Here is a 20,035-nt window from a genome sequence, read left to right as displayed (position 1 = left end):
GCGTCGGGTTCTTTGGCGGGTGGGAACCTCAATGCGCAGTCTCCCCCGGCATGAGTACCGCCTTGAAAGTCTTAAGTAGGATTCCAATATCCCCGAGTAGCGACCAATTCTCCACGTAGTAGAGGTCGAGACGGACCGTATCTTCCCAACTCATGGTCGAACGGCCGCTCACCTGCCAAAGCCCAGTGATTCCCGGTCTTGCAAGCAATCGGCGTCGGGCGGTGTCCGTATACAGCGCGACTTCTGCAGCGATCTGCGGCCGCGGGCCGACCAGGCTCATCGATCCGCCGAACACGTTGAAAAACTGAGGGAGCTCGTCCAGCGAGTACCTGCGAATAAACTTGCCCACCCGCGTGATGCGGGGGTCGTCTTTCACCTTGAAAAGTGGCTGTTCGCTCGTGCCTTGGGCTTCGAGTAGCGCCTTGAGTTCCTTGTCAGCGCCCACACGCATAGAGCGGAACTTCAGCATGTGGAACGGTTCGCCCTTAAATCCGATGCGCTCTTGCTTAAAGAGCAGGGGCCCTGGACTCGTTGCCTTCACAGCGATCGTCACTGCCAGCAGCACGGGAGACGCTAGGGCGATCAGCACCAGCGAGCCCAGAATGTCGGTAAGGCGCTTGGAGAAGCGTTGCCCTGCACTGAACCGCGGCGTTTCGACGTGAATCAGAGGAAGGCCGGAAACCGGGCGGGTATGGATGCGAGGTCCCGCAATATCAGTGATGTTTGGCGCCAAAACGAGGTGCTGGCGTCCGGCTTCGAGCGCCCATGAAATCTGCTTCACCCCGCCAGGCGGCAAATCTCCACTGCTTGCGACAATCACGGTGTCCGCGCCGGTCGCAACGATTGCTCGTTCGATCGCGGACACAGAGCCCATCGCAGGAATCTCCGTACCGGGAACCGTGCCTGCGATCTTCCTGTCGGAGTACACGCACCGACCACCTTGTACCCGGCGTCCGGGGCGCGCTCAAGTTCACGGGCGATATTGGCGATCGCGGTCTCTGAACCGACCAAAAAGGGCACGAGCGGAGTAGGTGCCGACGCGTCGGTTCGAGACAAGCCACTGGCGCCACAGCCACCGGACGTATACGAGAAGGATGACGCCGATGGGGAGGCTGATCAGCAGGTAGCCGCGGGCGATATCGATTCTGGTGAGGAACGCCACGATCGCGATGGCGCCGAAAAGAGAGAAGCTGGCGCGGGTGACGCGTACGTACTCGGTCGTGCCCGTACCGATCACTCGGTGACTGCGCGAATCGATCAGACCAAGCGACCATGTCCACAGGATGATCAGCGCGGCGGAAAACAGCCAGTACGACACGTTCGATAGCCCAAAGAAGTTGTCGGTCGACAGCGGGACGTCGCCGAAACCCAGCCAGACAATCTGAGTGCCACAGACGACCCAGATGAGAACAAGCAGATCGGTGAGCCATAGGTTCCGGGCGTATCGCTTGCGCCAATCGAAGGCACTGTGCTTAGTGGCTCCAGGCAAGGGGATAGGCGCAGTAGGTGGGCGCGACCCATCAGCTGAGGTAATGGTGGCCTCTTGCAGCTGCGACGTCGTCGTCGCGTCGATCCTTTTCGTCGACGTCACAGTGGTTCCTTCACGGCTTTCCCAAACGGCTCCCCGACGCGGACATTACCAGACACTTCCTTCTAGCAGGTTTCGTGAGTCAAGGGGACGTAATCTTCCACTCATCGCCAGACCACACGAGCACTCCATCGCCGGAAGTAGCGATCGTCACGGGTGCGCTTACATCTGCAATCGAAACGCAGCCTACTTCGTCTCCAGATGTCCCATCCGCTTCGGCGTAGCGCGTCAGTGCTAGCCCGTTACAAACGTCAGAAAGGTGCGCCACGACAATACTACTGTCGGCAATGGCCAGGGCTGCGACGTTGGACGCCGGGAGCGCGGACCAGGAGGAGTCGTCGTTGAGTCGGTACGTAACGCCATCGCAGGAGATTGCAAGCTGAGCGCCAGCGGAGTGGAGGTCGCGGGCATCGGCACAGGGCGCGGCGACTGCGCCGATCGGCCGTTCGATGCTGGCACTATCTACTGGATTGATGTAACGCAGGCTCGCGAGCACGTCTGGGTAAGACTCCCAGAACTGCCCCTGAGTGAATGTGCGCAACGCCTGGACCCGGCAGGCCTCACCCATGGAAGCCACGATCTCAGCCTCTGTGCCGGCGAACGAGTTCAACGCGATGAGTTCACCGATTTCGAGATAGGTCGGGGTCACATCGACCCAGTTCTCGCCGTCGTCAGTTGAGCGCTCCAGTAGTGGTGCGACTCTGCCGCATTCTCCGGCGATACCGCGCCAAATCACTCCGGTGCCAACGGCGATAAAGCGTTCTTGAGCGCGGTCGTACGACGGCGCGGGAAGAGGAGTCTCGGATGGCATTGGCTCAGGGCTCGGCGCTGAGGGTGGGGCGAAAGTCGGTACTGGGGCAACATCCCCGTCTGCAGGTGTCGACCTCACGTGATCTAGCGCCAGCAACGTTAGCGCCACAGCCCCGATCGCAAGTACGACAACGATCCCACTTACGAGCCACTTTCGGGGTGTGCCGCTCATCGCCTTTCGTCGTGCCATGCGGCGACCTCAGCGAGGCTTGAGCAGATCGTCGAAGGCTGTCTGGTCATCAGAGGCGGCCGCCGAACGACGCACTCCCGCCGACGGCGGGGCAATGTCCGTGGGCGACTTCATCGCATTCGCTCCCGCTCGGCTCTTCTTCGCAGTCGCCTTCTTCGTCGGCGTAGTGGTGGCCGCCGTCTGATAGTCGCCGTAACCGCCATAACCGTACCCATACGCGTAGGCATCAGCGCCCCTCGTGGGCACCATGGTTAGTACGACGCCGGCGACCTTCGAGCCGACCGTCTCCAGCGCTTCGAGAGCTCCCTCCAGCTGATGGGTGGTCGTCTTGCCCACGGCGACGACCATGATTGCCCCCGAAGTCGCCCTCGAAAGCACAGCGGCGTCGGTGACGGGAAGAAGAGGCGGTGCGTCGCACAGAACGACGTCAAACTCCTCCGCCAGAGCATCCAGCAATTTATGCATGCGATCAGAGCCCAGCAGCTCACTCGGGTTTGGCGGAATCTTTCCTGCCGGAAGGACGAACAGCGAACGGTTGCCCCACGGCAAAAGCACGTCTGCCACCCGGGCGCGCCCGATCATCACATCGGTGAGACCGATGCCACCCTCGATGCCCAGATACTCAGCCACTTTCGGCTTGCGTAGGTCCGTATCGATCAGCGCGACCCGCTTGCCCATGTCGGCCAGAGCAATCGCGAGGTTGATCGTCGTCGTCGTCTTTCCCTCCGTCGGAATGCTGGATGTGATCACGAAAGTGTGTCCACCATCCATCTCAAGGAATTGCAGATTGGTACGTAGCGCGCGGAATGCTTCAGACCGAGGGTTTTGTGGGTCATCCTGCACGATAAGTGGGCGATCTTTCGACCTGGAATCAAATGGGATCGCACCGATCAACGGACGATCAGTCAGAGCCTCGACATCGCGCGGCGACCGCACCCGATTATCGAGAACGCTGCGCAACACCGCAATCCCCACGCCCAACGCAAGCCCGACGAGCACACCCAACGCGAGGTTTAGCGGGACGTTAGGGCTCACAGGCGCCTGAGCGGCGAGGGCGTCGCGTACACGCGTGAGTTTGATGGGGCTGACATCCGTGCCTGCCGGAGTGTCGATGCGCTCGACGGCAGCGGCGAGGCTTGCCCCCAGGGCATTCGCGATGTCGGCAGCGTGGACTGGATCCGGGTCCTCCACCGTGATCTCGATGAGCGTGCTGTTGAGTGGACTTGAGGACGTGACACTCTCTGCCAGCACATCAGCGGAGACGTCTAGACCGAGTTCGGTGATCACCGGGTTCATCACCACAGGCTCGCGCACGAGACCGACGTATGTCACTATGCGTGACTGTGCGAAGCTCGAGCCCTGTTGCAGTTCGCTCGCAGTGCCGCCCGCTTGCGACTGCACAAAGACGACGCTCTGTGCCGAATAGATTGGCGTGCGAGTGAGCGAGTATCCCGCAGCAGCCGCCAGGCCGATCAGGGTCGCTGCCACGATCACAAGCCAGTTCTTGCGGAGGATGCGGATGTAGTCGCTGAGCTCCATGGTGCCTCTCATATGTTCTCGGTACGCGGCTTCATTGTCGCACAGCCAATTGTCGTTGCCGTGCTCCGGGTAACCTTGACCACGATGCCTACTGACACAGTGACACCCGATCGAGCCCGTCGCAGGGCGCGGCGCCACCGCCCTTGGTGGCGAGGTGGCTCTTCTGTGCACAAGTGGGGCAGCGATCTCATCGGCTGGGCGGCACTCGGACTGGGCGCAGGAATTCTGCTCGGCGCGTGGCTCGGCGGCATTGTCGGCACCGTGGCGCTGTGGGTCGGCATGCTCGTGCCAGTACTACTCGCCTTTCGGCGAGGGGTCCCACGAGGGCTCCTGCGCTTCCGGGGCGTCGACCTTCTCTACGGGTTCGTTCTCGCTGGCATCCTGCGGGTGGTCCAGGGATGGCTCGTCGTCGCTTTCGGAGGATCGGGGGCACTGCCTTCTTACCCGAGTCTGGGCGGACAACTGCCGACTCTGTGGTGGCTCGAGGACTTGATCGGGGGAGTGGTTGTCGCGCCCGTCATTGAAGAGTTCTTCTTCCGTGGCCTGCTGCTCGTGTGCATCTTTACTCTCGTGCGTCGATTTGCCGGGGGCGAGCAGGGCAGCATCGGCATCGCCGGGTTCGTCTCGGTCGTAGCATCCGCGGGGTTGTTCATGCTCACCCACCAGCTCGTGTCGCCGCTCACGCCAGACGCTGCTGTGAGCCTGATGCTCCTTAGCGTCGTGGGCGGTCTGCTCGTCGTGTTCACCGGCCGGATCTGGCCTGCTGTGCTGCTGCACATCTTCTTTAACGGCACGGGCGTGCTGTTGATGGTTGCGGGGACGCTGCTCGGCTGAGCCCATCGGTTGCAGGATTGGTCAGCGTCGCGGGCAGTTCGCACGGCCGCCAAGACGCGTCGAGTCCTATTAGCCGGTCTCATCTAAGATCGCGGCATGAGTGACAAGCGGTGGACCGGCGTCGACGCGATCGACATGACACCGATTCCGCGTTGTCTGCACGGTGGCCAGCAGGTACCTAGTTCAACACTCGAACGCGAAAGCTGAGTTCGGCGGCGCGAGGATCTGACTCCAACCGGGCGCGCAGCATTCCGCGCTGATCGTCGCTGCACGCGAGATTACGCCTGACCCTAGTTATCGAGGCCTGCACTGCCGAGAGCCGTCGTGCCTCGATTTCCACCTGACAGATGCGATGGAGTGCTCGGTCAGGAAGGGGGCGAGATGTCCACGAATCGCAGTGACGAGATCGCGGCAGCGCTTCATCGGCGAATCGCTGAGCAACTCACGGCGGAACCCGTCTATGTGATCAACCGCGCCCTCCTGAACGCTCAAAAGGTGAGGGAGAACTCGCGAGGGAGTGCACGCGACGCGGTTGATCGCTGGGTGAGCCTACTGAGCAACGGGGACCTCCGTGGTATCCGAGAGCACATGCTCGGGGACGACGAACTGAGTCGGCAGATGCGAAACTCGAGTGTTTTCCAAAACGTCCTCTCCTCCCGCGAGCGCGACGGCCTCGTCGACGGCGTGCTCAGTGCGGCGTAGCCAGCTTCGATTGCTCATCCTCGAAGCCCACCGGCTGACGGACGCTGACGAGTGCACATCGATTCGGCCAGCCCGGGCACCGCCACACTCCCGCAAGGCTCATCGCAGCCTTGATTCGATCCGACCTCATCGATCCCAGAAAACTGCAATCCCGGCTCGAGCTCTACTCCGGGGAGGCGAACATCAACCACGCGTGGGGGAGCAGATGTTGCCCGTGCAGGCCATCAGGATCCGCGAAAGCCGCCACTCTCCTCACCCTTTGCTGGGGCGGCGGACTGGGAACTTCTGTGGGTCTCAGAGCCGCGTAGTGTTCATTCATGGGAAAACTCGAGTACAACAGCTCTCGTCCAGCGATTGAGGTCGATGACGGAACCCTGGCGCACCTGAAGATCGTGATCGGGACGAAGCTGCGCCGCCACGAGAGCTTCATGATGACGTGGCTGCCCGAGGATAAGGAACCTGCCGGACGTCTCACGGTTTGGATGCACCCGGCCATCCCGCTGGTCATCGCGTTCGACGACTCGAGGATGCCCGCGATCGATCCGAAGCGGATCGAAACCATGATGGAAAACCTCAATGCCCGCGGAGAGCTCGTGCTCGACCAACTTGGGTGAAAAGCAACGGACGAAGAACCGACCCCCGAGGGGGAGTTCGTAACTGGACTTTCTGCCAAGATTGCCCAGTAGAGCGAATCACCTGGGCCGCCCGTTCCGGCATGCGCCAAGGGGCGATCCGATCAGCAGCGAAGTCGCCCGAGACCAGTGCACCTTGCTCGGCGAGGTCCAGCGCCTGCTCATTTACGGGACGGTTGCTCCACCAGTAATAGGTCTGGCCGCCGGGGCCCGATCAGGTGATCGAAAGCCCGGCCGCAACTCTGCTCGAGGTCGTCGACCAAGGTCATCTGCTCGTGGAAGGCAGGTGTTGGGAGCGCAAAAAACCCCGCCGCTCCTGGCCTCAAGATCAGGAGCGGCGGGGTCTTTCATCGTTCTTAGTCAGGCGGAAGTCAACGCGCCTTGGACGACGCGAGTTGTGCCCTCGGAGGAACTCCGAAAGTGGTGTCCGATGCTAGGACGAAGCTTACGGAGCGTTTCGACGTCGTCACTGTGTACGTGGCAATCATCGATTAGCTTCTGAAAAGGTATATCCGCGTCGATTCGAAGAAGCTCGATCCCAGCCACGATCCTGAACTCGTCAAAGTCAACGAGCACATCATCGGTTACTTGCACTGTCTCAGCGACAGCCTCATCAGACATGGAGATGTATGCGGCGTCGGCGGTTGTGTCAACCTCTACAACGAATTTTCTAGTCATCTCACTCTCCCTTCCCAGCGATACTTTTCAAGACCCAGACTCCGGTGGGAGGCGAACGTAGTTCCAACGATCCAGATCTTGAGGATTCGACCAGCCTTCGTCTTACCGACGATACACGTTGAATCTTCAGGCGTGCTGGATGTCTTGACAATGTTTGTCAGTGCTTCATTCAACTCCGCATCACTGACATTTCGCTGCTGCATGCGGCGGCGAAAATGAGAAGTTGGCTGAAGGATCACGGGGCTTCGGCGAGCTCGATCTCGAACGCGAGACGTCGAGCATGGGTGCCTTGAATCAAGATATCAAAAGTGTAGAGACCGGGGCGATCCACCGGCAACTGCGTATTGATAGCAAACAGCAACCCCACCATCCCATCGCCGTATGGCCGGGCATGGGGTCCGGGCTGCAGGTCACCATTGACTGACATTGCAAAGGAATCGTCCGGCGGAGTGATCTTGACTTCGATTGGCACGGGGCCCTCGATGACATGTGCCCGCACACGACCTGCAACGCCAAGCATCATCTGGATGGGCATCGAAGGAACAGCCGCAAAGGTGAAGCTCGCACCCACGGCTGTCAGCTTCCCCTCCTGCAGGCTCACGAAATCGGCGAGGTACGCGTAGTCCAGTTCAGCCATGTCGCGAGTGTATCGGTGTCAAGCTCGTCAATGCGCTTTCCCCCACATTCGAGGCTCCGCGGACTACCGCGGGATGAAGTCCGGGGTGAAATCTTCGCATTCCACTCGTCTCCGGGCATCCCAACAACGAGTCTGACTGAGGCCCCAGACCGCGGCGGTGCGTCGCTTACCCGACGATGCGTCGACGACATAGTCCTGCCTGCGTGTTTTGGGAGCCGTCCGTGTGTGCATGTGCCACCGGTCAATAACCTAGGGGAGAGCAGTCGTGAGATTTCGTGTTGCCCAAGAGCACCACTTACCGCCAGAGCATCAACACGTCGCGAAAGGTGACCGCTGGCGCCACGGCCTGAAGAAGGTCGTTGGCAGCCTGGCGAGCGTTGCGGTCATCGCGTCGTCACTCGTCGTCGCCGGCGCGGTGACGGCTGCACCTGCAGCAGCCGCAGATCCGTTCCAGTGCACCCCGGGTGCGGTCTACGTGCAGAGTTCCACACAGGTGCGAGAGTTCGCGATCAACGTGAATGGCGGCGCTTCCGGAAACGGCGGCACCCTCGGCACCACGAACTTCGGATCGGACCACTCGGACAACGGTCTCGGTATCTCGGCGGGCGGCCAGTTCGCGTATACGGTGACGAACACGTCCTCAAGCAAGACGCTCGCGAAGCATGATCGCGTGACCGATGAGACTACTCAGTTAGATTTCTCGCTCAACTCCGCGGTGTTGCGCGGTGCGGTGCATCCCACCACCGGCGTCTACTACTTCGCGAGCAGCACCGCCAACAACACCATCAACCTTTACGCGTGGAACGAGAGCACCACGCCGCAGACCTATGTTCAAGTCGGCACGCTTCGTCCGACGAGCGGCAGCAGCAACTTCGGTGCGAACGGTGACATGGCGTTCAGCGCCTCGGGCCAGCTCGTGCTCGTCGCTGACCGGTACATCTACTCCGCAGACATCCCCTTGACGCTCACCCAGAGCACCGCCACGATCGACGCCAAGCAGGTGCACGACATGGGTTCCGGCGTCGAGGGTAACGGCATCGCCTTCGGCAACATGGGCCACATCTTCGTCTCGGCATCGAATGGCGGCAGCCGCATCATCGAAGTCGACCTTGCGCGCGGTTCGACGATCAACTCGACGAGTCTCGGCAACTTCTCGCCGACCGACATGTCGAGCTGTACCTTCCCGAATACCCTCACCCTGAAGAAGGACGTTCCAGCCGGCCGCCACGCGGACTCCGATCAGTTCGGACTCCGCGTCGACTCGCCGAGCGCCTACCAGGTCGCGCAGACGAACGCCACCACCGCGGGCAACGCATTCGGCGTGCAGCCTGACTACGCGGGCCCCGTATTCACGAACCAGGGCGACACCTTCAGCCTCTCTGAATCAGCATCCGGCACGACCGACCTGGACCGTTACGCGGCATCGCTCGTCTGTGTGCAGCTGAACTCCGACGGATCGACGACACCCGTTTCGGTGAACGCATCGAACCAGGTCACCCAACCCCAAGGCAACCTCGGCACCGAGGTCGTCTGCACCTTCACGAACGACAAGCTCACTCCTGCACTCGATCTGCGAAAGACCGCAGACCCCGCGAACGGCACCGCCGTCACCGCAGGACAGACGATCACCTACACGGTCGAAGCGGAGAACACCGGCAACACGTTGCTCAACCCCGTCACGGTCTCTGACGACCTCATCGACGTCTTCTCGCACGCCGAGTATCAGGATGACGTCACCACCCAGATCGATCGCACCGAGGTCACCTCGGGCGCCGCCGCCATCACCGACACAGACCTCGCCTGGCTGGTGCTCTCGCGCCCGGTCAGATCGTCACCATCACCTACTCGGTCATCGTGAACGACGACGTCGAGGGCGAGGCGATCGCCAACAGCGTCACGGCCTCCGGCACCCCTCCCGGGCCGTTCGATCCCGTCACCCCTCCGGCCGTGACGACCGAGAACCCCGTCGCCGGCTTCGAAATCACCAAGACCGCCGACCCGGCATCCGGCACCGTCGTCGAACCCGGCGACACCATCGAATACACCGTCACCGGCACTAACACCGGCGCCACGACCCTGAACCCGGCGACGATCGCCGACAACCTGGCCGGCGTTCTCGCCTACGCCGAATACAACAACGACATCACCACCACGCTCAACGGCACCGAGGTCACCTCGGGTGCAGCGACGATCTCGGAGAACGACCTCGCCTGGACCGGCGCGCTCGAGGCCGGCCAGACAGTGACGATCACCTACTCGGTGACCGTCGATGAAGGCACCTCCGGACAGATCCTCAGCAACACGGTCTCCGGCTCGGCGACTCCGACCACCACTGACCCTGCAGACCCGAGCGGCCCGCAGATCCCCGGCGAGCCGATCGTTCCCCCGACGATCACGACCGAGCACCCCGTGATCGGGTCGGGCTTCACGATCAGCAAGACCGCCGACCCGGCATCCGGAACGGCAGTCGAATCTGGTGACACGATCGAGTACACGATCACCGGCACGAACACCGGAGACACGGAACTCACCCCGGCTCAGATCATCGACGACCTGTCGTCGGTGCTCGACAACGCCGATTTCAACGACGACCTCACATCCACCCGTGGCGACGTCAAGCTCGTCGACGAGACCCTCACATGGACCGGCTCGATCCCGCAGGGCCAGTCGGTGACCATCACCTACAGCGTCACCGTGAACCAGGGCGTCACCAGCGCACTGCTGCACAACATCGCAACAGGTGAGGCGACACCGCAGATCCCGACCGACCCGACCGATCCGGACGGCCCGACAACTCCGGGTACGCCGATCACTCCGCCGCCGGCCGAGACCATGCACCCGGTCGTGGAGACGGGCTTCGAGGTCGCCAAGTCGGCTGACCCGGCATCGGGCACCGCCGTGCGCGCCGGTGACACGATCAGCTACACGGTAACGGGCACGAACACGGGAAACACCGTGCTCGAGCCGGCCTCGATCAGCGACGACCTGTCGGCTGTGCTGAGCAGCGCTCAGTACAACGGCGACGTCGCAGCGACCGTCGGCTCAGCTCAGGTCGTGGGGACGACACTGAGCTGGACTGGCGCCCTCGCCCCTGGTTACGACGTCACGATCACCTACACCGTGACCGTGAACGACGGCGCCACCGGGGTGCTGCTGCGCAACACCGTCACGGGTGTTGCGACCCCGCTGATCCCCGAGGATCCGACCGACCCCGAGAGCCCGACAACTCCGGGTGATCCCGTGACGCCGCCGCCGGCGACGACCGAGCACCCCGTGGTCAACCCTGGCTTCGAGATCACCAAGACGGCGGATCCGGTCACCGGAACCAGCGTCGACCCTGGCAGCGTCATCGAGTACACCGTGACCGGTACCAACACCGGTGACACCGTCCTTGACCCCGCGTCGATCTCGGACAACCTCGCCGGTCTACTCGTCCACGCGAGCTACAACGACAACGCCGCAGCATCCGTCGGTAGCGTTGAGGTAACCGGCAACGCTCTCACCTGGACCGGTGAGCTCGCACCCGGCGACGATGTCGTGATCACCTACTCGGTGACCATCGATGCCGATGCTGGTGGCGAGATCATCGCGAACTCTGTGACCGGCTCAGCGACCCCGCTGCTGCCGGAAGACCCGAGCGACCCCGAGAGCCCGACGACACCCGGCACCCCCGTGGTGCCACCGACGGTGACCACCGAGCACCCGGTCAACGAGCCCGGCTTCACCTTCTCGAAGTCGGTCGACCCCACCTCGGGCACCGCAGTCGACCCCGGCCAGGTGCTCACCTACACGCTCACCGGCACCAACACCGGTGAGACGGCCCTGAACCCGGTCGACATCGCTGATGACCTCTCGGGCGTTCTCGAGTTCGCCACCTACAACGGCGATGCTGCGGCGACGATCAACGGCGCGGATGCTGCATCCCCCGCCATCGACGGCGACGCTCTCACCTGGTCGGGTGCGCTGCAGGTCGGCGAGGGCGTCACGGTCACTTACTCGGTGACGGTCGGACCGGATGCTGTGGGCGAGGTGCTGCAGAACTCGGCGACGGGTACAGCCGCACCTCCCGGCGGCGAGGAGATCACGCCTCCGCCCGGCGAGACGAACACCCCGGTCAACCAGCCCGGATTCTCGCTCTCGAAGAGCGCTGCACCGGTCGCTGGGGCCGCAGTCGACCCGGGCAGCGTCATCACCTACACGGTGACCGGCGTGAACACCGGTGAGACAGCGCTCGACCCGGTGAAGCTCGTCGACGACCTGTCCGGTGTGCTCGCGCACGCCGCGTACAACAGCGACGCCGTTGCGACCATCAACGCGACGGATGCTGCGGCACCCGCCGTCGACGGCGACGCACTCTCTTGGACCGGGGCTCTCGAGGTCGGCCAGACCGTCACGATCACCTACTCGGTGACCGTGAATGGCGACGCCGGCGGAGCAGTGCTCGAGAACAGCGTGACCGGCAGCGCGACCCCTCCGGGTGGCGTGCCGCCGATCGAGACGCCTCCGGCGACCACCGAACATCCGGTCAATCAGCCGGGCTTCGCTCTCACCAAGGCGGCGGATCCGGCATCCGGCACGCGCGTCGACCCGGGTAGCGTCATCACCTACACGGTGACCGGCATCAACACCGGCGAGACCGCGCTCGAACAGGTGAGCATCGTCGACGACCTCTCCGCTGTACTGGAGAACGCCGTCTACAACGATGACGCTGCCGCAAGCATCGGGGGCGTACCCACCGCTGCCGACGGCGAGCTCTTCTGGAGTGGAGCCCTCGAAATCGGCGAGCGCGTCACGATCACCTACTCGGTGACCGTGAACGGCGACGCGGCGGCTCGCTGCTGGAGAACACCGTCAGCGGTGTCGCAGTGCCTCCGGGCGGCGTGGAACTCACGCCTCCGCCGGCGACCACTGAGCACCCGGTCGGCACCCCCGGCTTCGAGTTCGAGAAGTCTTCGAACCCGGCATCCGGCACCGCAATCGCCACTGGCAGCGTCGTGACCTACACCCTCACCGGTGTGAACACCGGCGAGACCGGACTGGACGAGGTCGTCATCACCGATGATCTCAGCCAGGTGCTGCCGTATGCCAAGTTCAACGACGACGTCGTGGTGAAGGTCGGAGACCATGTGGTTGCCGCTCCGATCCTCGATGGTACGGAGCTGACCTGGACCGGGAGTCTCGCCGAGGGCGCGACCGTCACGATCACCTACTCGGTGACCGTGAACGCGGACGCCGCCGGTGAGACGCTGGCGAACGTGGCCACCACCTCGGCGACGCCTCCGGGCGGCCAGACAATCACGCCTCCGCCGAGCGAGACCGAGCATTCTGTGCTAACTCCGCTGGCCATCACCGGCGGACAGCTCGCCCCGTGGATTCTGGTGCTCAGCGTGCTGCTGCTGATCAGCGGTGGAGCGCTGATGTTGCTGCGTCGCCGCACAAAGACCGCGTAGTCCCCCTGCGCGGAAGACGGGCGTCGCATCTGAGAGGATGCGGCGCCCGTCTCCGTATTGTGCTCGTCGTGGGCCGCACGACGGAAGACGACACGGTGCAGAGACAGCCTGGACGATTTCCCGATCCGGGAAGAGTTGCGCATTATTCCCGGCACTCGCCTCAGGCGGAGTGAGGCTCGTCTTCGGACATGACCCGAGTGATGGAGAGGAACACAGTGAAGTCGCAGCGTCGAACTCTCTACCGGAAGCTCGGTGAGACGTCTCGAGTGGTCGGATAGCATTCGGTCATGCCTGCGAAGAAGCACGACCAGAGACCGCCCCGCGACCTCTGGTATCGGTATGTGATGCTCCTACGTGCGCATCGTCAAGTTGTGCGAACGTGTCTGTCCGGGCTTGCACTGTCGTGCCTGGTCGTCTTCGGCCTGCTCGGATTCTCTCGTTTCTGGCAAGCGGCCCCGCCTCCCGCGGCGGTTGGCTTCGCCCCTGTGATCGTCGGCGATGTGCCGTTCTGGCTATTGGTGATTCTCGGTGGCGTGTTCGCCGCGTGCGTCATCCTCCGCTCGCTCGTGACCGACGCCAGTCTTGAGATCGCTCGGAAACGAGCTGGAGATGACACCGTCATCTCCGCTTCAAAGTCCTCTCTGTTCGAACCAGGCGGGCAGAGCCCGTTCGACGAGGATCTGGCGAAAACGGCTCTGGCAGCGAACCCAGAGATGATGGCTTTTCTCGATCATTCACATAGAGCGCTTTCGCTGTCCGCATACGCGCAGCTCGAAGATCTCATTGAGAATGTGCAACTCGACACGCCTCTCGGCGTCGTGCACGCAAGTAGATGGAACCTGTTTCGTCGGAAGAAGGCTGAGCAACCTCCCGTCTTGGTCGAGAACGTCGGTGATGCGCTGAGCTCCGTCATCAACGCTGTCGTTGCACCGGATACCATCTTCACCCGTGTCTCAGAACGACGCGAACTCGGGGATGAACGCGCGACCGTCACGGTTGCTCGTACCGTCGAAGGGCACCCAGCACTACGGCATCTGGTGCTCATTCCGATCCTTCGAATTCCCAAGGCCAAGCTGGTCGGTGCGCTTTCTGTGCAGATCGATGGCAAACCGGCGCGTACGGTCCCGACCAGCATGAGTCGCGGACTGCTGGTGCGGATGCTTCAACAGCTGGTCGTCCAGGCAGCCAATGATGCGTCCGATGAACAGAAGCAACTCCTGTTGCAGTTCGCGGCGCGAGCCGGTCAGGCGATAGTCAGCGATGTGCCGCTCGAGGAGCGCATACGCGGTCAATGGTTGGCGGTATGCGACGACGTGTTGCGTTCACTCGCGCCCCAACCGGCAGAGCCATGGCTCGTCGCGCTGGCAGAGATCGCGCTTTCCAGTGACATCATCTTCGCTGTAGTGCCGGAAGGATGCGGCTCGACGCGCAGGATCAGCGTCTCGTATACGGAACCGTACGGCGAGAGGGTCATCGGGGTTGTGAACCACATACGTCGGCTGGTCGGGATCGGTCCGGCAGAGTACAAGATCGATCTACACAGGATTGCCGAGGCGAACAGCTATCACCTTGATGTGACGACTGTTGCGAACACCTACGTCGAGGAAGCTAGTGTGATCGTGCCAGGAGCGCGCGCTGAACGGGATCGTGCGGCGGTCGAACCTTCGTCAGAATTGATCCAGGTAGCTTCACTTCGAGGGGATGGCCAGACGCATCTGTACTGGCGAAACTATCGGAGAGACGGCATCACAGGTGGGTCTGCCCGATCGACGACTCCACAGTTCTATCTGAGAATCAGGGAGCGCCCGCCCGGGCTGCTCGGGCCCACGCTCGCACTTTCTGCATGGACGACGACACTCACCTGCGCAGTCGGGTATTTTTACCCATTGCTGTTCGCGAACACATCCGGTGGTAGCTCCGTCTGGACGACGGTGATCCTTGCCGCCCCAGCGCTGCTGGCCGGATGGCTCCTGTCCCGGCTGACCGTGGACTCATTGCGAATCATGTCTGCGTCGACCTTCATGCTCGTCGCGACTCTCGCGCTCATTGTCGCACTTCTCGTGACGATGTCTGCGTTCACGATGAGCGGTGTGAGTCTGCCGACTTGGGAACTTAGCGCGCAGCTCCTTGTGTACCACCCTGATTGGATGCTCCTCATGGCTATGACTATGCTTCACGCACTCGCGACGGGGCTTTTGTTCATCGGGCGAGGACGAAGATACCGTAGTACTATCAACGAAAGGGCAGGGGAATAGTGATGGCCATCAGGCGGGGCGCACGTCGTAAGGCTCGGGTTACGTCATCTCTGATGCACAAGCGCGTCGATGAGTTTCCTGCCCAGGTGAATCTCGGCTTTGACGGCCTCGGTTATATCGTCGCCGTAGACACGACGCTCGAGGAAGTACACGATTTCATAGGCAAGGTTAGCCAAGTGAGCCCCACTGATGTCGAAAGATTCTTCGGCGCGGTAGACGCGAAGACAGCCTGAGGGCGTATCCCGCAGTTCAGTACGGCGGCTCATGCTCATTCCTGGCCGATGTTCAACTTTCCGAATATCACGGCAGCGCCGCACCCGTCGCTCACAGCGAAGACCACCTGGTCTCGGTGTCTAGCGTGGTCGCAGAGCAGCGCATGTGCGACAGCGGATTCGTGCTGGTCACCGTCGATTCGTGCGGGAGCAGCGCCTGTTCACCTCTAGACAGCGCATCGCGCTCGCGATCCGCGACGGTGGATGCCGGTGGAAAGGATGCGATCGGCCGGCGTCGTACTGTGAAGCGCACCACATCGACGAATGGGCCAAGGATAAGGGACGCACGGATATCGACCGAGGAATACTGCTGTGCCGGTATCACCACATGACGCTCCACCACGGCAAGTGGTGGATCACCCGTCGCGGGAAGGACGACTTCGTCCTCCACCACCCGTCAGGGGAGACGTTCGTCATGCGACCACGAACAGTGCTCAGCTACGCGTTCGGTGGGATCGACCCGCCACCCAGACGATTTCGGCCCGCCGCCTGACCTCAGCCCGCCGTATGAGGGCGGAGCGCTGCGCGTGGAAGCATCCATCGCCGGCGTCATCCAGTCGCTGCTCGCGCAGATTGACTAAAACTAAAAGAGGTACTTAGGTGCGGTTGCTGCTGCGACCGTGGGCGGGGCGTTGAGCAAAGGAGCGCAGCGACTGCGACGAAACGGGTTGAGCGACACTTCGACTCGCTTCGCTCGCTCAGCGCGGGTCTCCGCGAGTCGAAGCCGCAACTATCGTGCGCTTTTGTCTCCGTCGAGGTGCGTTCGGTTCAGCGTGCGACTGACCTCATCCGGCGGCGATCGAACGGGTTGCGATGTCGCGGTGCCGCGGGCCGCGCGGCGTAACGCCGGAAGGGTGGCGAGGCTCAGCAGCGCGACCACCGCAGCGCAGAGATACAGCATCAGGTAGTTGTCGGTCGCGCCAGAGACCGGATCGCCGTGACCGACGTGCAGCAGGGCGGCAGCCGCCACCGGCGCGAGCACCTGCGGAATCGTCTCGGCAATATTGAGCACTCCGAGATAGGTGCCCGCGCGACCGGCGGGGATGACGCGCATCGCCAGAGCCAGATTCACGGCGAGGTAGATGCCGACGGCGAGTCCGCCCATGCTCGCCGCCGCCCAGAGCAAGAGCGGTGCATCCGCGATCGAGCGCAAAGACGCACCGGCGGCCAGACCCAGCGCACCGCACACGAGAAATGGCAGATGACGCTGAAGACGCGAAGCCCACGCCCCGCCCACGGCGGCACCGAGAACGATGCCCGTGCCTCCGGCGAGCGTGGCGACCATCGCAACAGGGGTCGCAGCGACGGGATCGTGAGTCATGCGGTCGATGATCAGGTAGATGGTGAACGCCGAGGCGAGCGAGAAGGCCGACTGCATCGCGAGCCGCTGCAGCCAGACGGCAGCGAACTCCTTCGGGAAGGGCGAGGAGACGGATGCCGCCCCGATGTCGCGGCGAGGCGCGGGCAGTGCGCTCGCCGCTCTGTCGGGGACCGTCATCGCGAGTCCGACCACGACGAAGGCGATCAGCGGCATCACGAGCGACACCAGTTCGACGTGCCGCGGGAGGAGCGCTGTCAGCACGAGCGGGGGAAGCGTGCCGACGAAGGCCGCTGCGGTGAACACGCCGGCCGCTGCGGCCCGCCTGGTCTCCGGCACACTATCGGCTAGCAGCGCGGCCGCGGCGGCGAGTGTCGCGTTGAATGCGGTCTGAGTGCACACCCAGCCGACGATGATCGCCGGAAGAGAGTCGGCCCCGGCGAGCGCTGCGACGCTGATGAATCCGGCGACCGTGCCGCCCAGCATCCATGGCCTGCGCCTGCCGAACCGGCCGCGCGTGCGATCGGAGAGCGCTCCGAAGAAAGGATTCGCGAGTAGCGCGGCAAGTCCGCCGAGCGTCAGTACGGTCGCGAGCGCGGTGGCACGGTGCTCTTCGGGGAGCAGCGCGGCGATCTTCAGCGGGATGCCCGCCACGACCGGTGCTGTCAGCGAGCCAAGGGTGACGAGGTTCACGGCCGCCAGCAGATAGACGGATCGCCGCTCCGCACGGGTCGAGTTGTTCGCCTTGTTCGCGGCGCTCGCTTTGTTCGCAGGCATCCGAACCCCTCCATCGTCCAGCTGATCACTCTAGCTAGAGTGAGAGGATGCGTGAGATGGGGTCGATGGTGTCGGGCCTGTCTTCCTCCACGGTGCTGGAGCGCCGACGGCTCATCGACGCACTGTCGTCGCCCGCTCGCCTCGTCGTCCTCGTCGGTCCGGTCGGATCCGGGGCGACGACGCTGCTGCGGCAGTGGGCGGCGCAGTGGTCGGCGCAGTACGAGGATGTGACCTGGGCGTGGTCGGGTTCGATTCCGGATGCTCCGGGTGATGTTCTCATCCTCGACGATGCCGACGCCCTGGATACCTTGGACTGGGAGCAGATCCACGACCTTCGTCGGGCCCGGCCGCAGCTGCTCATTCGCGCCGCTGCGCACAGCCACCGGGCCGTGCCGGCGGGCGAAGAGGCCGAGTTCGTCCACGGGCTGTCGTTCACCGCGCTCGAGACGTCGGAATACCTCGCCGCCCTCAGCTCGCATCTGGAGTCGGCTGCCGTCCAGCTCGTCACCGGCGGGCTCCCGGCCGCCGTGCGCGCCGTCGCGCAGCTCAAGACCGTGCGCCCTGCGCTCGTGAACGAGGTTCTCGCTGAGCTGCGACCCGGCGGCCTGCAGCCGCAGCATGCGCGATTCGCCATTCCGCAAGTGCTGACCCATGAACTCGTCGCCAATCTCGGCGGCCCGCCCGACTTCATCGCGCGTGTAGAGAGCGAAGGGCTGGGGGAGTGGATGGCGGATGCCGGTCACCCGCTGTTCCTGCTGACCGCCCCCGTTCGAGCGGCAACGCTGAAGGCCCACCCGGCCGACGATGCGCAGGAGGTCCGCGAGCAGGCAGGTCGGGTCCTGCTGGCGCAGAGCGCCTGGTTCGGCGCGCTCGTCGAAGGCGCGGCATCCGGGGCGCTCTCCGTGGTCGACGCCGCCCTCCGGGGTGGCGGGATGATGCTGTTGCGGATGCATGGGCCATCGATCAGGGCTTTGCTTCGCAGCATCCACCCCTGGGAGCTGCGACGCTGGCCGATCACTGCCATGGCGCTGGCCGTCATCCATAACGCGCGAAACGAGCACAGACTGCGCGCGATCGAGTTCATGGGCATTGCACTCGTTGGGGCGCGCAGTGCACCCGCCGGATCGGCGGAGCGGGCGCTGCTGCGCGTGATCGAATCGGTACTGCAACGACTGCTCGGCATCGGTGATGGCGGTGTGAAAGCCGCCCGCGCAGCGGCGCGGATCGTCGACGAACTCCCGGCCGACGAGCATCAGGCGATCGAGGGACTGCTCGGCGACATCCACACCCATTCCGCCATCAGCCTCATGTACGGCGGGCAGGCCATCGAAGCAGTCGCGGAATTCGAACGTGCCCACGCGACGGCAGAGCGCCCCGGTCTTCAGCTGATCTCGTTCGGCGGGGTCGCGACGATTCATGCTCTCTCCGGAGACCTCACCGCCGGCCAGGACTGGGTCGACACCGCGCTCAAGTCGCCCTGGTCGATCAGCATACTGAACGAGTACCAGGGCGCCCTGCTGCGCATCGCGCAGGCCAAGATCTATCTGGAGAACGACCAGCTCGACGACGCCGACGCGGCGCTGGACAGCGTGTGGCACATCATCGACACGATTGAGCACTGGCCCCTGCTCGCGCACCTGCGCGCGATGATCGACATCTGCCGCGGGCAGGCCGGCGAGGGGCTAGAGCGGTTCCGGTCGCTGCGACGCAGGCGCGGCACGCGGATGCCGCGGTCTCAAGCAAGGCTTCTCGACTTGACCGAGTCGTCACTGGCGCTGGCATTCGGTGAGCTGTCGGCGGCAGCCGTGCTCACCGCGCGGCCCGGGGATCTTCCGCAGGTGGCTGTCGGCGTGGCACGGGCTGAGATGTTCGGCGGCCGGTACGACCGGGCGCTGCGGATACTGGCTGCGATTTCAGCCGACGGGCCTGAAGTGCGAGCGAGCATCGCCGTGCTCGAGGCGATCGGCCTGCGACGGCTCGGGCGCCCAGCCGACGCCGCGGTCGCCGCTCGTCGATCGCGTGCAGTGGCCGATGCGCACGGTCTTAAAACGCCGTTCCTGCTGGTCCCCGCAGAGGACAGAGACCTGTTCGGGGAGGTCACGTCGTGGGAGCCGCCTGCGGCCGGCATAGGAGAGCCGACGCCACGTCTCACGGAGCGGGAGTGGATCATCCTGCGTGCGCTGGTCGACACGGCGAGCGTGAACGCCATCGCCGAACGATTGCACGTCTCGGTGAACACCGTGAAGTCACAGCGTAGGACGCTCTATCGCAAGCTCGGCGCCACCTCGCGCGAAGAGGTGCTGGCCATCGCCGTCGGGCAGGGGCTGCTCAGCGGATCCGGACGGTGAAGTGT

Annotated in this window: 19 protein-coding genes; 10 read left to right on the top strand and 9 right to left on the bottom strand. The window is 63.6% G+C overall.

Annotation, left to right across the window (positions count from 1 at the left end; translation table 11 throughout):
• Positions 1-28: 28 nt before the first annotated feature.
• The 4 genes from DC31_RS20325 to DC31_RS12450 form a co-directional block, all read right to left on the bottom strand.
• Positions 29-928, bottom strand: coding sequence for a sugar transferase (locus tag DC31_RS20325; protein ID WP_327036865.1), 900 nt, complete (start codon positions 926-928; stop codon positions 29-31).
• A 42-nt stretch (positions 929-970) separates the two neighbouring features.
• The gene (locus DC31_RS20320; protein ID WP_327036864.1) at positions 971-1,489 is read right to left on the bottom strand and encodes a hypothetical protein; all 519 of its coding nucleotides are present in this window, start codon (positions 1,487-1,489) and stop codon (positions 971-973) included.
• Between the two features lie 181 nt (positions 1,490-1,670).
• Positions 1,671-2,399, bottom strand: coding sequence for a hypothetical protein (locus DC31_RS12455; protein ID WP_036280614.1), 729 nt, complete (start codon positions 2,397-2,399; stop codon positions 1,671-1,673).
• Positions 2,400-2,597: 198 nt separating this feature from the next.
• Positions 2,598-4,127 (bottom strand): polysaccharide biosynthesis tyrosine autokinase, encoded by a 1,530-nt coding sequence (locus tag DC31_RS12450; RefSeq protein ID WP_081813840.1) that lies wholly within the window; start codon positions 4,125-4,127, stop codon positions 2,598-2,600.
• A 165-nt stretch (positions 4,128-4,292) separates the two neighbouring features.
• Between DC31_RS12450 and DC31_RS12445 the strand changes: the two genes are divergently transcribed.
• The 3 genes from DC31_RS12445 (at position 4,293) to DC31_RS12435 (ending at position 6,277) form a co-directional block, all read left to right on the top strand.
• Complete coding sequence (locus tag DC31_RS12445; protein WP_051606895.1) at positions 4,293-4,961, top strand: CPBP family intramembrane glutamic endopeptidase; 669 nt, start codon at positions 4,293-4,295, stop codon at positions 4,959-4,961.
• 381 nt (positions 4,962-5,342) lie between these two features.
• Positions 5,343-5,663: a hypothetical protein gene (locus DC31_RS12440; RefSeq protein WP_036280612.1), complete on the top strand. Its 321-nt coding sequence runs from the start codon at positions 5,343-5,345 to the stop codon at positions 5,661-5,663.
• 317 nt (positions 5,664-5,980) lie between these two features.
• Complete coding sequence (locus DC31_RS12435) at positions 5,981-6,277, top strand: DUF7882 family protein (protein WP_036280611.1); 297 nt, start codon at positions 5,981-5,983, stop codon at positions 6,275-6,277.
• A gap of 378 nt (positions 6,278-6,655) precedes the next feature.
• Here DC31_RS12435 and DC31_RS12430 read toward each other — a convergent pair whose 3' ends face one another.
• Genes DC31_RS12430 through DC31_RS12425 form a run of 3 tightly spaced genes read right to left on the bottom strand, consistent with a single transcriptional unit; the run spans position 6,656 to position 7,610 of the window.
• Complete coding sequence (locus DC31_RS12430) at positions 6,656-6,973, bottom strand: DUF2283 domain-containing protein (RefSeq protein WP_036280609.1); 318 nt, start codon at positions 6,971-6,973, stop codon at positions 6,656-6,658.
• Complete coding sequence (locus DC31_RS20605) at positions 6,970-7,212, bottom strand: DUF4258 domain-containing protein (protein WP_152545429.1); 243 nt, start codon at positions 7,210-7,212, stop codon at positions 6,970-6,972. Before DC31_RS20605 ends, DC31_RS12430 begins: the two co-directional genes overlap by 4 nt.
• Positions 7,209-7,610 carry a DUF6941 family protein gene (locus tag DC31_RS12425; protein ID WP_036280607.1) on the bottom strand — a complete coding sequence of 134 codons (402 nt, stop codon included), beginning with the start codon at positions 7,608-7,610 and terminating at the stop codon, positions 7,209-7,211. The genes DC31_RS20605 and DC31_RS12425 overlap by 4 nt, the downstream gene beginning before the upstream one ends.
• 265 nt (positions 7,611-7,875) lie before the next feature.
• Here DC31_RS12425 and DC31_RS19630 point away from each other — a divergent pair, with 265 nt between their 5' ends.
• The 4 genes from DC31_RS19630 to DC31_RS12415 all read left to right on the top strand — a co-directional run bounded on the left by DC31_RS19630 (position 7,876) and on the right by DC31_RS12415 (position 15,315).
• Positions 7,876-9,468 carry a DUF7927 domain-containing protein gene (locus DC31_RS19630; RefSeq protein WP_235201493.1) on the top strand — a complete coding sequence of 531 codons (1,593 nt, stop codon included), beginning with the start codon at positions 7,876-7,878 and terminating at the stop codon, positions 9,466-9,468.
• Positions 9,465-12,608 carry a DUF7927 domain-containing protein gene (locus DC31_RS19625; protein WP_235201492.1) on the top strand — a complete coding sequence of 1,048 codons (3,144 nt, stop codon included), beginning with the start codon at positions 9,465-9,467 and terminating at the stop codon, positions 12,606-12,608. Before DC31_RS19630 ends, DC31_RS19625 begins: the two co-directional genes overlap by 4 nt.
• Complete coding sequence (locus DC31_RS19620) at positions 12,491-13,060, top strand: isopeptide-forming domain-containing fimbrial protein (protein ID WP_442921904.1); 570 nt, start codon at positions 12,491-12,493, stop codon at positions 13,058-13,060. The genes DC31_RS19625 and DC31_RS19620 overlap by 118 nt, the downstream gene beginning before the upstream one ends.
• A 287-nt stretch (positions 13,061-13,347) precedes the next feature.
• Positions 13,348-15,315: a hypothetical protein gene (locus tag DC31_RS12415; RefSeq protein ID WP_036280605.1), complete on the top strand. Its 1,968-nt coding sequence runs from the start codon at positions 13,348-13,350 to the stop codon at positions 15,313-15,315.
• A gap of 44 nt (positions 15,316-15,359) precedes the next feature.
• On the opposite strand, the gene DC31_RS18200 is transcribed toward DC31_RS12415, so the two are convergent.
• Positions 15,360-15,581, bottom strand: coding sequence for a hypothetical protein (locus DC31_RS18200; protein ID WP_152545428.1), 222 nt, complete (start codon positions 15,579-15,581; stop codon positions 15,360-15,362).
• 112 nt (positions 15,582-15,693) lie between these two features.
• Here DC31_RS18200 and DC31_RS20315 point away from each other — a divergent pair, with 112 nt between their 5' ends.
• Positions 15,694-16,080, top strand: a complete 387-nt coding sequence (locus DC31_RS20315; RefSeq protein ID WP_152545427.1) for an HNH endonuclease signature motif containing protein — start codon at positions 15,694-15,696, stop codon at positions 16,078-16,080.
• Positions 16,037-16,168, top strand: coding sequence for a hypothetical protein (locus DC31_RS20005; protein WP_268748244.1), 132 nt, complete (start codon positions 16,037-16,039; stop codon positions 16,166-16,168). Before DC31_RS20315 ends, DC31_RS20005 begins: the two co-directional genes overlap by 44 nt.
• A gap of 149 nt (positions 16,169-16,317) precedes the next feature.
• Here DC31_RS20005 and DC31_RS12400 read toward each other — a convergent pair whose 3' ends face one another.
• Complete coding sequence (locus DC31_RS12400) at positions 16,318-17,682, bottom strand: MFS transporter (protein ID WP_036280599.1); 1,365 nt, start codon at positions 17,680-17,682, stop codon at positions 16,318-16,320.
• A gap of 47 nt (positions 17,683-17,729) precedes the next feature.
• Between DC31_RS12400 and DC31_RS12395 the strand changes: the two genes are divergently transcribed.
• Positions 17,730-20,030, top strand: a complete 2,301-nt coding sequence (locus DC31_RS12395) for a LuxR C-terminal-related transcriptional regulator (RefSeq protein WP_081813838.1) — start codon at positions 17,730-17,732, stop codon at positions 20,028-20,030.
• Positions 20,031-20,035 lie beyond the last annotated feature (5 nt).

Origin of the sequence: Microbacterium sp. CH12i, from assembly GCF_000685355.1 — a bacterium.
Taxonomy (GTDB): domain Bacteria; phylum Actinomycetota; class Actinomycetes; order Actinomycetales; family Microbacteriaceae; genus Microbacterium.
This window is presented reverse-complemented; position numbering and strand designations above follow the sequence as displayed.

Coding starts and splice junctions, on each gene's coding strand:
- DC31_RS18200 (WP_152545428.1), bottom strand. CDS start 15,581: ATGAGCCGCCGTACTGAACTGCGGGATACGCCCTCAGGCTGTCTTCGC.
- DC31_RS12430 (WP_036280609.1), bottom strand. CDS start 6,973: ATGACTAGAAAATTCGTTGTAGAGGTTGACACAACCGCCGACGCCGCA.
- DC31_RS12400 (WP_036280599.1), bottom strand. CDS start 17,682: ATGCCTGCGAACAAAGCGAGCGCCGCGAACAAGGCGAACAACTCGACC.
- DC31_RS12440 (WP_036280612.1), top strand. CDS start 5,343: ATGTCCACGAATCGCAGTGACGAGATCGCGGCAGCGCTTCATCGGCGA.
- DC31_RS12455 (WP_036280614.1), bottom strand. CDS start 2,399: ATGCCATCCGAGACTCCTCTTCCCGCGCCGTCGTACGACCGCGCTCAA.
- DC31_RS12395 (WP_081813838.1), top strand. CDS start 17,730: ATGCGTGAGATGGGGTCGATGGTGTCGGGCCTGTCTTCCTCCACGGTG.
- DC31_RS12450 (WP_081813840.1), bottom strand. CDS start 4,127: ATGGAGCTCAGCGACTACATCCGCATCCTCCGCAAGAACTGGCTTGTG.
- DC31_RS12435 (WP_036280611.1), top strand. CDS start 5,981: ATGGGAAAACTCGAGTACAACAGCTCTCGTCCAGCGATTGAGGTCGAT.
- DC31_RS12415 (WP_036280605.1), top strand. CDS start 13,348: ATGCCTGCGAAGAAGCACGACCAGAGACCGCCCCGCGACCTCTGGTAT.
- DC31_RS12425 (WP_036280607.1), bottom strand. CDS start 7,610: ATGGCTGAACTGGACTACGCGTACCTCGCCGATTTCGTGAGCCTGCAG.